This window comes from Azospirillaceae bacterium (genome assembly GCA_028283825.1).
Classification (GTDB): domain Bacteria; phylum Pseudomonadota; class Alphaproteobacteria; order Azospirillales; family Azospirillaceae; genus Nitrospirillum.
Window position 1 is genome coordinate 1,572,727 of sequence record JAPWJW010000003.1, and the last position, 14,175, is coordinate 1,586,901.

Annotated in this window: 14 protein-coding genes; 6 read left to right on the forward strand and 8 right to left on the reverse strand. The window is 69.7% G+C overall.

Features of this window, described 5'->3' with window-relative positions; translation table 11 throughout:
* Window positions 1–13: 13 nt before the first annotated feature.
* The 4 genes from purH to PW843_19080 all read right to left on the reverse strand — a co-directional run bounded on the left by purH (window position 14) and on the right by PW843_19080 (window position 5,436).
* Window positions 14–1,603: a bifunctional phosphoribosylaminoimidazolecarboxamide formyltransferase/IMP cyclohydrolase gene (gene purH / locus PW843_19065; GenBank protein ID MDE1148685.1), complete on the reverse strand. Its 1,590-nt coding sequence runs from the start codon at window positions 1,601–1,603 to the stop codon at window positions 14–16.
* A 79-nt stretch (window positions 1,604–1,682) separates the two neighbouring features.
* Window positions 1,683–3,332 (reverse strand): heparinase II/III family protein, encoded by a 1,650-nt coding sequence (locus PW843_19070; GenBank protein ID MDE1148686.1) that lies wholly within the window; start codon window positions 3,330–3,332, stop codon window positions 1,683–1,685.
* Window positions 3,333–3,347: 15 nt separating this feature from the next.
* Entirely contained in the window at window positions 3,348–4,028 is a 681-nt protein-coding gene (rpe, locus tag PW843_19075) for a ribulose-phosphate 3-epimerase (protein ID MDE1148687.1), read from the reverse strand.
* A gap of 82 nt (window positions 4,029–4,110) precedes the next feature.
* Window positions 4,111–5,436 (reverse strand): transcription antitermination factor NusB, encoded by a 1,326-nt coding sequence (locus tag PW843_19080; protein MDE1148688.1) that lies wholly within the window; start codon window positions 5,434–5,436, stop codon window positions 4,111–4,113.
* A 137-nt stretch (window positions 5,437–5,573) separates the two neighbouring features.
* On the opposite strand from PW843_19080, the gene PW843_19085 reads away from it, so the two are divergent.
* Complete coding sequence (locus PW843_19085; GenBank protein MDE1148689.1) at window positions 5,574–5,783, forward strand: DUF1674 domain-containing protein; 210 nt, start codon at window positions 5,574–5,576, stop codon at window positions 5,781–5,783.
* Window positions 5,784–5,839: 56 nt separating this feature from the next.
* Here the strand turns inward: PW843_19085 and PW843_19090 are convergent, their stop codons facing one another.
* Together PW843_19090 and PW843_19095 are read right to left on the reverse strand one after the other, a co-directional pair.
* Window positions 5,840–6,388 (reverse strand): ActR/PrrA/RegA family redox response regulator transcription factor, encoded by a 549-nt coding sequence (locus PW843_19090; protein MDE1148690.1) that lies wholly within the window; start codon window positions 6,386–6,388, stop codon window positions 5,840–5,842.
* 336 nt (window positions 6,389–6,724) lie between these two features.
* Window positions 6,725–8,257, reverse strand: a complete 1,533-nt coding sequence (locus PW843_19095; GenBank protein MDE1148691.1) for an ActS/PrrB/RegB family redox-sensitive histidine kinase — start codon at window positions 8,255–8,257, stop codon at window positions 6,725–6,727.
* A gap of 85 nt (window positions 8,258–8,342) precedes the next feature.
* On the opposite strand from PW843_19095, the gene PW843_19100 reads away from it, so the two are divergent.
* Both PW843_19100 and PW843_19105 read left to right on the forward strand, forming a co-directional pair.
* On the forward strand, window positions 8,343–8,738 hold the full coding sequence (locus tag PW843_19100) for a hypothetical protein (protein MDE1148692.1): 396 nt from the start codon (window positions 8,343–8,345) through the stop codon (window positions 8,736–8,738).
* 374 nt (window positions 8,739–9,112) lie between these two features.
* Complete coding sequence (locus tag PW843_19105) at window positions 9,113–9,262, forward strand: hypothetical protein (GenBank protein MDE1148693.1); 150 nt, start codon at window positions 9,113–9,115, stop codon at window positions 9,260–9,262.
* A 5-nt stretch (window positions 9,263–9,267) separates the two neighbouring features.
* On the opposite strand, the gene PW843_19110 is transcribed toward PW843_19105, so the two are convergent.
* A complete protein-coding gene (locus PW843_19110; protein MDE1148694.1) occupies window positions 9,268–9,834 on the reverse strand; it encodes a hydrolase in 567 nt (188 codons plus the stop codon).
* An 87-nt stretch (window positions 9,835–9,921) separates the two neighbouring features.
* Here PW843_19110 and PW843_19115 point away from each other — a divergent pair, with 87 nt between their 5' ends.
* On the forward strand, window positions 9,922–10,542 hold the full coding sequence (locus PW843_19115; protein ID MDE1148695.1) for a helix-turn-helix domain containing protein: 621 nt from the start codon (window positions 9,922–9,924) through the stop codon (window positions 10,540–10,542).
* Here PW843_19115 and PW843_19120 read toward each other — a convergent pair whose 3' ends face one another.
* The gene (locus PW843_19120; GenBank protein MDE1148696.1) at window positions 10,543–11,913 is read right to left on the reverse strand and encodes an LLM class flavin-dependent oxidoreductase; all 1,371 of its coding nucleotides are present in this window, start codon (window positions 11,911–11,913) and stop codon (window positions 10,543–10,545) included. It lies immediately after the preceding gene.
* 184 nt (window positions 11,914–12,097) lie between these two features.
* Here PW843_19120 and PW843_19125 point away from each other — a divergent pair, with 184 nt between their 5' ends.
* Window positions 12,098–13,045, forward strand: a complete 948-nt coding sequence (locus tag PW843_19125; GenBank protein MDE1148697.1) for a hypothetical protein — start codon at window positions 12,098–12,100, stop codon at window positions 13,043–13,045.
* A 27-nt stretch (window positions 13,046–13,072) separates the two neighbouring features.
* Window positions 13,073–14,029 carry a prolyl aminopeptidase gene (pip, locus tag PW843_19130; GenBank protein MDE1148698.1) on the forward strand — a complete coding sequence of 319 codons (957 nt, stop codon included), beginning with the start codon at window positions 13,073–13,075 and terminating at the stop codon, window positions 14,027–14,029.
* Window positions 14,030–14,175 lie beyond the last annotated feature (146 nt).

Sequence of the window (14,175 nt, forward strand, 5' to 3'; positions counted from 1 at the left end):
GACGTGAGGCCCGTCAGTGACGGAAATGACGCATGCCCGTAAATACCATGGCCAGGCCGCGTTCGTCCGCAGCGTCGATCACTTCCTGGTCGCGCATGGAACCGCCGGGCTGGATCACCGCCGTCACGCCCGCTTCCGCCGCCGCGATCAGGCCGTCGGCGAAGGGGAAGAAGGCGTCGGAGGCGACGACGCTGCCCTTGGTGCCCGGTTCGGACAGGCCCGCGGCCTCCGCCGCCTCACGGCTTTTGATGGCGGCGATGCGGCTGCTGTCGACTCGGCTCATCTGCCCAGCGCCGATGCCCACCGTGGCCAGGTCCTTGGCATAGACGATGGCGTTGGACTTCACATGCTTGCCCACGCGGAAGGCGAACAGCAGGTCGGCCAGTTCCTTCGGCGTGGGGCCGCGCTTGGTCACCACCTTCAGCGCCGAGGGCAACACCCGGCCGTCGTCCCGGCTCTGCGCCAGGAAACCGCCGGCCACGGTCTTGATCAGGGTGCCGGCCTGGGCCGGGTTGGGCAGGTCGCCGGTCAGCAGCACGCGCAGGTTCTTCTTGGACGCCAGGACGGCGCGGGCCGCCTCATCCGCGTCCGGGGCGATCACCACCTCGGCGAACAGCTTGGCGATGGCTTCGGCCGTCACGGCGTCCAGGGTGCGGTTGGTGGCGATGATGCCACCGAAGGCCGAGACGGGGTCGCAGGCCAGCGCGCGGGCGTAGGCCGTGGGCAGGTCGTCGCCCTCGGCCACGCCGCAGGGGTTGGCGTGCTTGATGATGGCGATGGCCGGACGTTCGAACTCGGCCACCAGCTCAAACGCCGCGTCGGTGTCGTTCAGGTTGTTGTACGACAGCTCCTTGCCCTGCAGCTGGGTGGCGGTGGCGATGCCGGGGCGGCGCTCACCCGTCACATAGAAGGCCGCGGTCTGGTGCGGGTTCTCACCATAACGCAGGGTCTGGCGCAGGGTGCCGGACACGGTGACGCTCTCCGGCCAGGTCTGGCCCAGGCGGTTGGCGAACCAGGCGCCGATGGCGGCGTCGTAGGCGCCGGTGCGGGCGTAGGCCTTGGCGGCCAGGCGGCGGCGCAGGTCCAGGCTGGTCTGCCCGTCATGGGCGGCCAGTTCGGACAGCAGCGGGGCATAGTCGGACGGGTCGGTCACCACGGCGACGAAGTCGTGGTTCTTGGCGGCACCACGGATCAGGCTGGGGCCGCCGATGTCGATGTTCTCGATGCAGGTCTCGAAATCGGCACCCTTCGCCACCGTCGCCTCGAACGGGTAGAGGTTCACCACCACCAGGTCGATGCCGGGGATGTCGTGGCTGTTCATGGCGGCCACGTGGCCCTCGTCATCACGGCGGGCCAGGATGCCGCCGTGGATGCGGGGGTGCAGGGTCTTCACCCGGCCGTCCATCATCTCCGGAAAGCCGGTGTGGTCGCTGACCTCCGTCACCGGCACGCCGGCCTCAGCCAAACGTTGGGCGGAACCGCCGGTGGACAGGATGTGCACGCCGCGCGCGGCCAGGGCCTGGCCCAGCTCGATCAATCCGGTCTTGTCGGAGACGGAGATGAGGGCGCGGCGCAGGGGAACGAGATCGGGGCTGCTGGTCATGATGGCAATCCGGCTTGGATGGGAAAAGACAAAGCCCGGCTGCGGGGCCGGGCTCAGGATGGCATTCGGTCGCAATGGCTCAGGGGTCGGCGCCCTCGGCCTTCTTCTCACGGCGCAGGGCCCACTTCAGGGTGGCGCCACCGGTCCCGGTCTCACCGCGCACGGTGACCTGCAGGGTGCCGCGCGGCTCGGGCCCGTCGCCCAAATAGACGCTTTCCTCCAGCCCCACGGTGCCGCCCGACAGGCGCAGGCGCCAGCCGGCACCCGAGGGCAGGCGCAACAACACGCCGTCGCCGCCCTGGGACAGGCTGGCGTGCACGGCGGGATGCAGGTGGAAACGCAGGGTGTAGGTCTGGCCGGCGGATCCCTCCAGCCTATCCTCGCCGCGCAGATCCTCGCCGTTCTCGGCCAGGTACAGGCGGCGGTGGTGGATGATGCCGAAACCGTCGCGATAACCGTCGTGCGCGGCCTCCACCAGCACGGCACCGCCGGTCTCGCTGCGCTTGGCCTCCACCGGGTGCGGGCGGCGGCCCAGGCCGCCATCCTCCCGCACGGAGGCGGAATTGGTGTCGGCCACCACCAGGGTGGAATGGGCGGCGGTGGACGCCAGCGCGCCGCGCCAGGCGCCGGCTTCCGACGGGTGGCTGCCGCAGTTCACGATCAGGCGTTCGCGCCCCACGCTCATCTCGAACGACAGCGTGCCGGCATGGGCGCGGCCGTCCAGGCCCGCCGGCGGCGGGGCGCCGGCGTCGAACAGGATGCAGGTGCGGCCCGCCGCCAGGCGTTCGAACCCGACATGCGGGGCGCTGCGCAAGGGGCGGCCGCGGGCGTCGGCCTGGCTCAGCACCGTGTCGATCAGGATGGGGTCTTCCACCCAGCCGCCGTTGAACAGCGCCAGGCCGCCGTCACCATGGCGGAAGAAGCGCAGGGTGGGCGTCAGGCGGTCGATGGTGTGCTGCAAGGCGTCGGGCATGTCCGCCCGGGCGGTGCGCAACACGCCGCGGATGTCGATCAGGTGACGCAGCGCCTGCATCTGCAAGGACGGGCTGCGCTGCACATGGCCGCCGTCGGCCATGACCTGGCGGGCCAGCTCGCGTTCCAGCAGCCACAGGGCGCGCTGGGCGGTGCGGCCGCGCCCCGCCAGGCAGAAGCCGCCATAGATCAGCCCCTTGATACCCAGCAGCAAATCAACGCCGCGCAGGCGTCCCGGCACCAGGCGGGCCAGGTGGCGGATCTGGCGGGCCAGGCTGTCGAACACCCGGGCGCGCAGGCCGTCGTCGGCGCTGGCCAGGAAGAAGTCGTGGGCGCCGATCCAGGCGACGATGCGCTGGGCCGTCACCTCCGGCGCCCAGGCCACGGCATGCCAGGAAGAGAAACCGTCCAGCCAGCTGGTCACCAGCACGCGCGCCTGGCGCCGGGCGGCGTCACCGCCGGCGGCCTTCAGGTGGCGCAACCAGTCGAAGCCGTGCAGCGCCGTCAGCCAGGCGGAGCCGGCCGTCAGGTCCAGCCAGGGCGGCAACTCACCCTGCCGTTCCTCACCGGCGAAACGGTAGGTCCCGGCCAGCAAGGCCTGGCCCTGGCGGGAATCCCCCGGCCACGGGTCGGCCGGCACCACGCCCAGCGATTGGGGCGCGCGGCCGCCCAGCCAGACGCCATAGAGCGGTGTCCGGTAGACCAGCGCGCCGGGGCCGGCGCGGAAGCGTCTCATGCCGGTGATGCCACGGGCCATGCGCCGTCGAACCCCTTAGACCAGCGGGCCGCGCAGGCGGCGGATATTGTCGGCGTAAGCGGCGGGACCGCCCTGGAAGGTGGCGGTGCCGGCCACCAGCACGTCGGCACCGGCGGCGATGGCCACGGGCGCCAGTTCGGCATTGATGCCGCCGTCGACCTCAAGATCGATGACACGGGTCGTGCCCGCCGTCACGGCGTCGATGCGCTGGCGGATGGCCCGGATCTTGTCCTTCTGGCTGTTGATGAAGGACTGGCCGCCGAAGCCGGGGTTGACCGACATGACCAGGATCATGTCGACGTCGTCCATGATGTAGTCCAGCACCGACACCGGCGTGGCCGGGTTCAGGGCGACACCGGCCTTTTTGCCCAGGCTGCGGATCAGTTGCAGCGTGCGGTGGGTATGGGCACCCGCCTCGGGGTGCACGGTGATGATGTCGGCGCCGGCCTTGGCGAAGGCGGCGATGAAGTTGTCCACCGGCGAGATCATCAGGTGCACGTCGAACACCTTGGCCGAATGCGGGCGCAGGGCCTGCACCACCATGGGGCCGATGGTCAGGTTGGGCACGAAATGCCCGTCCATGACGTCGATATGGATGTAGTCCGCACCGGCGGCGTCCACCGCCCGCACCTCCGCGCCCAGATTGGCGAAGTCGGCCGACAGGATGGAGGGGGCGATGCGTACCGGCTGCTGCATGATGAAAAGGTTCCTATCAACTCAAGACTGCTTTGCCAAGCCGGCCACCCGGCACCCATCCATCAGGATCAATTGGCCGGGATCAATTGGTGCGCCGCAGGCGGGTCACGAAAAATCCGTCGAGGCCGCCCAGCTTGGCCCAGTGGCCCGGCGTGGCGCGCACATCGCCGGCGTCGGTCACCAGTTCCCCCAGCGCCGCCATGCCGGCGTCGTCGGCCGCACCCTGGTAGGCCAAATCCACCGGGATGACCGGTTCCACCATCACGTCGGTGCGGCGCGACAGCAGCTTGGACAACTGCTCCTCCCCCTCCTCCGGCTGGAGGGAGCAGGTGCAGTAGACCACCAGGCCGCCGGGCTTCACCATGTCGATGGCGCGGTCCAGCAGGCGGCGTTGCAGGCTGGCCAGGCGGCCGACATCTTCCGCCGTCTTCAGGCGCGCCACGTCGGGGTGGCGGCGGATGGTGCCGGTGGCGCTGCACGGCGCGTCCAGCAGGAGGGCGTCGGCCAATTCCTCCGGCTGCCACCGGGCGGCGTCGGCCACGGCGGTGGTCACCGACAGGCCCAGCCGTTCCATATTGCGCGACAGCCGGTCCAGCCGGGGGGCGGAGCGATCGACGGCGGTGACCTTGGCGCCGGCGGCGGCCAGTTGCGCGGTCTTGCCGCCGGGGGCGGCGCACAGGTCAATCACGTTCAGCCCGGCGACATCACCCAGCAGGCGGGCGGGCAGCGCGGCGGCGGCGTCCTGCACCCACCAGGCGCCCTCGGCAAAGCCTGGCAGGTCGATGACGTTGCCGCCGGCGGCACGGCGCAGGGTGCCGGTGGGCAGCACCGTCGCCTCCAGCTTTTCCGCCCAGCCGTGCGGGTCTTCCTTCACGGTGATGTCCAGCGGCGCCTCATTCAGGTGGGCGTCGACGATGGCGCGGGTGTGGCCGGTGCCGTAATGCTGGCGCCAGCTGAGCCACAGCCAGTCGGGCGTGTTCAGGCGGCCGGCGTCCTGCGCCACCAGCAATTCGGCACCCTCACGCGACAGCCGGCGCAGCACGGCGTTGATCAGGCCCTTCATGCCGGCGAAGCCCTTGGCCACCGCCAGTTCCACGCCCGTGTCCACGGCGGCGTGGGCGGGGGTGCCCAGGAACAGCAGCTGGGCGGCGGACACGCGCAGGATGTCCAGCACGCCGCCCTTGGGCAGGTCGGGCCGGGCCAGCAGCGACAGCACCACTTCGTCGATCTGGCCCAGGCGGCGGATGACGGTGGCGGTCAGCAGGCGGGTGAAGGCGCGATCACGCGGCTCCAGCCCGGCCAAACCCGGGTGCTGGTCCAATGCGTCATCCAGCGGCACGCGGCGGCGCAGCACGCTTTCCAGAAGGTCGAGGGCAACCCGGCGGGCGGCCAAAGTTTCGGTGTTCATGGGGGCGGGGTGTAACCCGGAAAACGCCCGCTGTCACCGGCACCTTTCGGGCACCCGTACCCCGTTTCCGGCATGGATTTGGGTGGGAACGGCAAAAGCCCTTGGCGGTCGGCGGCGGCAGGGCCAATTATAGGGGCATGAGCAAGCTGCCCCCCCTGCCCCAGCCCAAGGCCCCCGTGTTCAAGGCGCATGTCGCCCCCACCACGCCCGCACCTGAGACGAAGCCCGAGCCCGCCAAGGCCGAAGCCCAGGCGGAAAAGCCCGTGCAGGAGATCGGCGGCCCCACCGGCCCCGAACCCACGCGCTACGGCGACTGGGAACGCAAGGGCCGCTGTAGCGATTTTTAAGATTTTTGTTTTTGTTCCCTCAATTGCCGGGCGCCCGGCGCTTGAGGGAACCCGCATCAAGTCCTGGGCGCGTGCTTGTTAAGGATGCGCTGCAGGGTGCGGCGGTGCATCTTCAGGCGGCGCGCGGTTTCAGAGACGTTGCGGTCGCACTGTTCGAACACCCGCTGGATGTGTTCCCAGCGCACCCGGTCGGCGGACATGGGGTGTTCGGGCGGCGGCGGCAGGGGGCCATCGGTCAGCAAGGCGGCCTCGACCGCGTCGGCGTCCGCCGGCTTGGGCAGGTAATCCACCGCACCGGCCTTCACGGCGGCGACGGCGGTGGCGATGTTGCCATAGCCGGTCAGCATGACGATGCGGGCCTCGGGCCGGGCGTCACGCAGGGCCTTCACCACGTCCAGGCCGCTGCCATCCGCCAGGCGCAGGTCGACCACGGCGTAGCGGGGGGCCGCTTCCTGCGCCACGTCGACACCCAGCGCCACGCTTTCCACGGCCACGACGTCGAAGCCGCGCTTTTCCAGGGCGCGGGCCAGTCGGATGCGGAAGGGGGCGTCGTCATCCACCACCAGCAGGCTGCGCGAGGCGTCCCCGGTGAAGCCGAGGCGCATGGGATCAGTCACGTCACCGCTTTCAACGATCATTCTTGAAAACCCTTCTTGGCCTTTCCCGGGCGGCTTCCCGGCGGCGGCACCTGACCTGGATGGTCCGTCACAAAACTGAGATTACTACGCCAGGCAGCGTTGAAACCCGTACGACGCCGGCACGCGGCAGATCGCCGCCCCGCGCATGGCACAGACTTCACAAGGGAAACCCAACGTAGAATCCGTGCAACCGGACAAATGGACACGGGGGCCGCCATATCAAGGCGGCATTACGTCGCTATCCCCCGCCTTGAATGCGCCATTTTCCTTTTGTGGTACCGCGCCGGCGGTGGCGAAAACTGCTCAAGGGGCCGCCAAGGGGGCGTTCCAGCTGACGATGACCCGGGCACCCGATCCCGCCGGCGTGCTGCCCGGCCGGCCGTTGGCGTAGGCCACCGTGGCGCCGGTGCGTTCCAGCAAGGTCTGGGCGATGAACAGGCCCAGGCCCATGTTGCCGCCGCCACCGGCCCTGACCGGCACCTCGGTCAGGCGTTCGTCCCGGTCGGAGACGTAGGGTTCGCCCAGGCGTTCCAGCAGGCCGACGGGAAAACCTGGGCCGTCGTCCATCACCGTCAGCACCAGGGCCGGGGAGGCGCAGTGCAGGGTGACGTCCACCCGCGTCTGGGCGAACTGCATGGCGTTCTGGAGGATGTTGCCCAGGCCGTGCTGCAATTCCGGCGACAGCGGCAGGGGGGACGGCGTCCCCTCCTCCACCCCCGTCACGTCGATGTCCAGCACCACCTCCATCCGGCGATGGGGGGCGGCCACCGCCTCGATCACCTGGACCGCACCCAAGGGGGCGTAGGGCTCCATCTCACCCTCCGCGTCGGGACGGCGGGCGAGATCCGCCAGGATGTCGCGGCAACGGGCGCTTTGGCTTTGCAGCAGCTGGATATCCTCCGCCCACGGGCTGTCGGGCGGCAGGTCGCGGGCCAGTTCCTTGGCCACCACGGCGATGGTGCCCAACGGGCTGCCCAGTTCATGCGCCGCCGCCGCCGCCAGGGCGCCCAGGGCGGAGGCCTTCTGCGCGCGGGCCAACGACACCTGGCTGGCGATCAGCGCCTGCGACAGGTCGCGACCGGATTGCGCCACCTTGTAGACGTAAGTGGCGATGAAGATGGCGGACAGGGTCAGCGCCGCCCAGATGCCGTCCAGATAGACCGGCGGCAGGGTGACGCCATAACTGGCGGGCCAGGACAGCGGCATGGCCAGCGCCCACACCAGGGTCAGGCAGGCGGCGGTGATGACGGTCAGGATGGCCACCAGCCGCTGGCCCAGCATGCTGGCCCCCACCATCAGCGGCGCCAGCACCAGCACGGCGAACGGATTCTCCAGCCCGCCGGTCAGCATCAGCAGCACGGTCAGCTGCACGATGTCGTAGCCCAGGAACAGGGCCGCCCCCCGTTCGGTCAGGAAGGGGCTGCGCCGCCGCCGGGCGATGGCGTAGAGGTTGATCAGCAGCGACACCGCCGTCACCGCCAGCGCCGGCAGCAGCGGAATGTCGATGCCGACCAGATCCTCCACCGTCAGCAGGGTGATGGCCTGGCCGGCGATGGCGATCCAGCGGATGGTGTTGAGGGTACGCAGGTTGATGCGGGCGCCGGTCCACCGGCCGTTCACGCGGCCGTCATCGGGATCCTCACCGAAAGGGGCGCCGCCGGGCCACTGCCGCTCGCTCGGCCGTTCGTCCCGCGCCCCGAATGTCCACGCCTGCCGCGCCATCGCCCAGACCCAACCCACCTTGAGACCATCCGCGGCCACCATGCCGGGGTTCAGCATATAGCGCACGGGGCACGGCGTCGCACCTAATCCCCCGCCGGCATCGTCCACCGGCATCCCCTTGCCCCCGGTGCGGCGGCGCTGTTAATTCCTAGGGGACCAAGCGCCCCTGAGCCATGGCCTTGTCGGTGGAGGATGATCCTTGGAATCCCAACGCAAATTCGCCGTGCAGAAACCCCAGGGCAAGAAGTGGGAAACGCTGGCCATGGTGGACAACCTGTCCGCCGGCAAGCGGGAGTTCAGCGAGGCCGTGCGCGCCCACGGCCGCGGTTACGTCCGGCTGATCCAGGTCGATTTCGCCAGTGAGGAGGCCCTGTCCAACTACGACTGGCGCCTGGTGGAACTGCACGATCCCTACAAGGGCAATGGCCGGCCCAAGCCCACCGTGGTGGCGGGATCGGAACGCCCGGCCAAGCCCAAGAAGAAGGCCGTCCGGCCGGGTGAGAAGGTGCCGGTGCCGCTGAGGACCTGGATGCTGGCCTGCCTGGTGGCCCTGGTGGTGGGCGTGGCCTGGGTGCTGACGTATCACGCGCCTTGAGTTTTATATGAGCCTCAAGCGCCGGCGGGCCATCCGGCCCTTGGCTATCCTCGATTCCCAGTCCGCCTTCGGCTCCCCGGAAATCTCCGCCGGACGCGGTCGCGTCCTAGCTCGCTGCGCTCGCGGGTCTTCCTGAGCCTCAGGCGCCGGCGGGGCATCCGCCCCTTGGCTAATCCTCAGTTTCCGGTCCGCTAATGCTCCCCGGAAACTTCCGGCGGACGCGGTCGCGTCCTAGCTCGCTGCGCTCGCGGTTGCTTGACTGAGGGCGGAGCCGCTGCGGCCAATTCATCGTGCTGCGGAAAGTCTAATTGCGATTCATTCTTAACCGCATTATGGTGCTCCGGCGGGTGCGATCAGTCATTTGGAGGACCACCATGCCGGAGTTCAAAGAGGCGACATTGGAAGAGATGCTGACCGACCCCATCGTCCAGGCCGTGATGCGCCGCGACGGGGTGACGGAGGGGGAGATACGGACGCTGGTGCGTGAGATCTGCCCCCTCCTGCTGCTGTCGTTCGCGGCCTGAGCCAATCAACCCAGAGCAATATCAGCAGTGGTGGTCAGGCGGCCCAGGCGGGGGAAGATGGCCTTGAAGGCGAAATCCTGCATCTCGGCCGAGAAGGTGGTCATGGCGTCCTGGGGGAAGACCAGGGCGTAGCCATGTTCCCAGGCGCCGCGCGCGGTGGATTCCACGCCGATGTTGGTGGCGATGCCGGCCAGCACGATGGTGGTGATGCCGCGGCGGCGCAACTGCAGGTCCAGGTCGGTGCCGAAGAAGGCGCCCCACTGGCGCTTGGTGACGATGATGTCGCTGGGCTGCACCAGGCCTTCATCCAGCGTGGACCAGTTGGCCGGCAGGCCATTGGGGAAGTGGGCGGCCTGGTCCACCGGCTGGCTGGGGGCATCGCTGAAGTCGGGCGCGAAGGCCACGCGCACCAGCACCACCGGCGACCCGGCGGCGCGGAACTTCTCCGCCAGCGGCTTCGCGGTCGCCAGCACCTCCGCCCCCGTGTGGGGCGCCAGCGGCAGGTTGATGATGCCGTGCTGCAGGTCGATCAGCACCAGGGCGGTGGTCTTGGGATCCAGCGTGATGGTCATGGCGAAGCAACCTCAGATGGGAAATGGGGTGGACCGGACGGGGCCCGGATGGGAATATGAGGGCGTCCTCGCAAAAGATATATGAGTATGCCCTCACAAAAGTCAACCTCCCAACCGGCCGAAGCCAAGGCGCCGCAGCGCCAGCGCGGGCGTGAGCGTGTGGCCGCCCTGCTGGCCGCCGCCAGCGCCGTATTCGCGGAAAAGGGTTATGACGCCGCCACGATGACGGAGATCGCGGCCCGCGCCGGCGCCCCCATCGGATCGCTGTACCAGTTCTTTCCCAACAAGGCGGTGCTGGGCGACGCCCTGCTGACACGTTATGCCGAGGCCTTGCAGGGCCTGCTGGCGGCAATAGAGGCTCAGGCAGCAGCGCTGCCCGTGGCTGCGTTGGCCCAGGCGCTGCTGCACGTCCTGCCCAGTCTGAAGGTGGAGCGGCGCGCCGCCTTCGCCCTGATCGACGGTCGGGCGGACACCGCCCCCCAGCAGATGGCCTTGCGCGCCGGCCTGCGCCAGGCCATCGCCGCCGTGCTGCGCGCCAAGGCGCCTGGCCTGGCACCCGACCGGGCGGACGCCGCCGCCGTCACGCTGTTGCAGATGATGAAGGGCGCCGCAGCCTTGGGCGACGAACCCGGCTTGGTCGCCGGCCCCGCCGCACTAACCGGCCTGACACGGGCCGCCGAACTTTACCTGGCCGACGTGCTGGCCTGATCAGGCCCAGCGGTATCCCGCGACCGGATGGCTGTCGGGCAGGCGGGCGCCACCACCCAGCTTCTGCCGCAGGGTGCCGGGGGCGTATTCCGTCTTGTAGATGCCGCGCCGTTGCAGTTCCGGCACCACCAGGTCGATGAAGTCGATGAAGCAATCCGGCGTCACCGTGCGCGCCAGAATGAAGCCATCGATATCGGCCTCCACAACCCAAGCCATCAGTTCGTCGGCCACGCGCGACGGGCCGCCGACGACGGGTTGCTGTCGGCCGCCCAAAGCCAGGCCCTGCACTAGGCCACGCCGGGTCAGCACCTTGTCCGGCCGGCGCGCCGCCTGGTTTTCGATGTTGGAGGTGATGGCCTGGCTTTGCCCCGGCTGGATGGGATCGTCCCAACCCAGCCCGGCGAAGTCCACCCCCAGCGAGGCGGAGGCGTGGGCCAGCGCGCCCTCCACGCTGGCGTAACGTTCGTAATCGGCGCGTTTGGCCTCGGCCAGGACATCGGTCTCAGCCGTCACCACGGTGGCGCCGACGAAGATTTTCAGGTCGCCCGGATCGCGGCCCGCATCCCGCGCCAGCGCCCGCAGGTCGGCCACCAGGCGCGCGACATGGGGCTTGGGGCCACCGTTCAGGAACACGCACTCGGCATGGGCGGCGGCGAAACGCCGGCCCCGGTCCGACGCACCCGCCTGGTACAGCACCGGCGTGCGCTGGGGCGAGGGTTCGCACAGATGGATGCCGTCCATCCGGAAATGGGGGCCGTGATGGCGCACCGGCCGGACGCGGGCGGGGTCGGCGTAGGCACCGCCGTCATAAACGCCCCCATCTCGGGGCCTGACCGCGTCATCCGCCCAGCTGCCCTCCCACAACTTGTAGACCACCTGCATGTAGTCCTCGGCCACCGCATAGCGGTCGTCATGCGCCGCCTGGCCGTCCAGGCCCAGCGCGCGGGCGGCACTGTCGAGATAACCGGTGACGATGTTCCAGCCGATGCGGCCGCCCGTCAGATGGTCCAGCGTGCTCATGCGCCGGGCGAAGGTGTAGGGCGCCTCATAACTCAAATTGGCGGTGACGCCGAAACCCAGGTGGGTGGTGGCCGCCGCCATGGCCGGCACCAGCATCATCGGGTCGCCCACCGGCACCTGCACCGCCTCACCCAAGGCCATGTCCGGCCCGCCCTGGTAGACGTCGTAGACGCCCAGCACGTCGGCCAGGAACAGGCCGTCGAACAGCCCGCGTTCCAGCAGGCGGGCCAGGTCCGTCCAATGGGCCAGGCTGGTGTAATGCGTCGAACGGTCGCGCGGGTGGCGCCACAGGCCCTGGTGGATGTGGCCGACACAGTTCATGTCGAAGGCGTTCAGGCGGATCTGCTTCATGGGCGCACGCTGGACCGGGCGTTCTTGGGAAGGGAGGCCCCACATCATGGCAAGACCACCACAATGCCGCCATGAAATTGCCAAGTGACACCCGGGGAGGGATCTCCTATCACACAGGGGCTATCCATCACGCCTTTCCGGGCCCTTCGTGCGGCCCGGGCGTCTGCCAGGGACCGTTCCACCCGTGTCGCGATCCATCCGGTTTGGCCTGCCGGCCGCAGCCATCCTCGCCCCCACCCTGTTGGCCCCGCTGTTCCTGGCCGGCTGCGCCAGCGACTATTCCCCCAACACCTACAGTGCCACCGCGGTGCAGCAGGCCAACAAGGCGGAGCCGGGCATCATCATCGGCTATCGCCAGGTGGCCATCAGCGCCAGCGGCACGGTGGGCGCCGTGGCCGGCGGCGCCGCCGGCGGCATCCTGGGATCGCAGGTGGCGGGCAGCGCCGCCCTGGGCGCGGTGGGCGGCACCGTGGTGGGCACCATCGTCGGCACCAGCGCCGAGCACCTGTCCGGCGACACCACCGGCTGGGAATACATCGTGCGCAAGCCCAACGGCGACCTGCTGTCGGTGACGCAGACCGAGGTCACGCCCATCCCGCTGGGCCAGAAGGTGCTCGTCATCACCGGCAGCCAGGCACGCATCGTGCCCGACTACACCGTCGCCATCGATCCGCCGGCCGACACCAAGGCCGAGAAGACGGACGCCAAGGCCGAGGCCAAGCCGGCGAAACCCGCCAAGCCCGCGCATGTGGAACCGGCGGTACCGGCTGAGACCAAGGCGGCCGAGCCCGCCACCGCGCCTGAAACGGCCCCCGTACCCACATCGCCCGCCCCCGTGGCCCCCGCGACGACGGCCCCCGCCGCCACGACCCCGGCGACGGAGCCGGCCACCCCGGTTCCGACCGAACCCAAAGCGGCGGAACCCGCCCCCACCGCGACGGAACCCGCCCCGGCGGCCCAGCCCGCGACGCCGGAAACGCCGGCCACCACGCCGCAGGAATCGGCGCCGGCCGCCACACCCGACACGACGCCGAAGGCCGACGCCACCGAAGCCCCGGCCACCAAGTCCGGTTGGGTCCCGGCGGATACCGACAGCGCGCCCGCCACCGAGGGCGACACGCCCAAGCCGTAAGACCGGCACCCTTTCGGGACCCCGCCCATGACCACCTTGCGCGCGCCCTATCCCGCCATTGAGCCTTATGAGACCGGCACCCTGGACGTGGGCGACGGGCACGTCGTTTATTACGAGCGTTGCGGCACCCCCGGCGCCAAGCCGGCGGTGTTCCTGCACGGCGGCCCCGGCGGCGGCATCGCGCCCAGCCACCGCCAATTGTTCGACCCGGCGCTGTACGACGTGCTGCTGTTCGACCAGCGCGGCTGCGGCCGGTCCACGCCCCATGCCGACCTGGCGGCCAACACCACCTGGCACCTGGTGGCGGATATCGAGCGGCTGCGCGAATTGGTCGGTGTGGACAAGTGGCTGGTGTTCGGCGGGTCCTGGGGGTCCACCCTGGCCTTGGCCTATGCCGAGGCGCATCCCGACCGGGTCAGCGAACTGGTGCTGCGCGGCATCTACACCCTGACCCGCGCCGAACTGCTCTGGTACTACCAGTTCGGCGCCTCGGAACTGTTCCCCGACAAGTGGGAACGGTTCCAGGCCCCGATTCCGGAGGCCGAGCGCGGCGACATGATGGCGGCCTACCACCGCCGCCTGACCGGCGATGACGAGGCCGCCAAGCTGGAGGCCGCCAAGGCCTGGAGCATCTGGGAGGGGGAGACGGTGACCCTGCTGCCCAACCCCGCCCACGCCGCCCCCTTCAAGGACGGCCATTACGCCCTGGCCTTCGCCCGCATCGAGAACCACTATTTCATGCACGGCGCCTGGCTGGAGGAAGGGCAACTGGTGCGCGACGCACACAAGCTGCGCGCCATCCCCGGCACCATCGTCCATGGCCGGTACGACATGCCCTGCCCCGCCCGTTATGCCTTCGCCCTGCACAAGGCCTGGCCGGAAGCCGACTTCCACCTGATCGAGGGGGCTGGGCACGCCCATTCCGAACCCGGCATCCTGGACCAGCTGATCCGCGCCACCGACCGCTACGCCGGCAAGCCCTGACGGCGACGCATCCCACGCCTATCCCGATTAGCGTACAGGAACGCTGGCATTCCTGCATGGATATGCCTTAAATCCCCGATGAGAATGCGAACGAGGCGCACATCCATGCGCCAGCGGATCAACCACCGCGTTCCGGATTAAGTCGG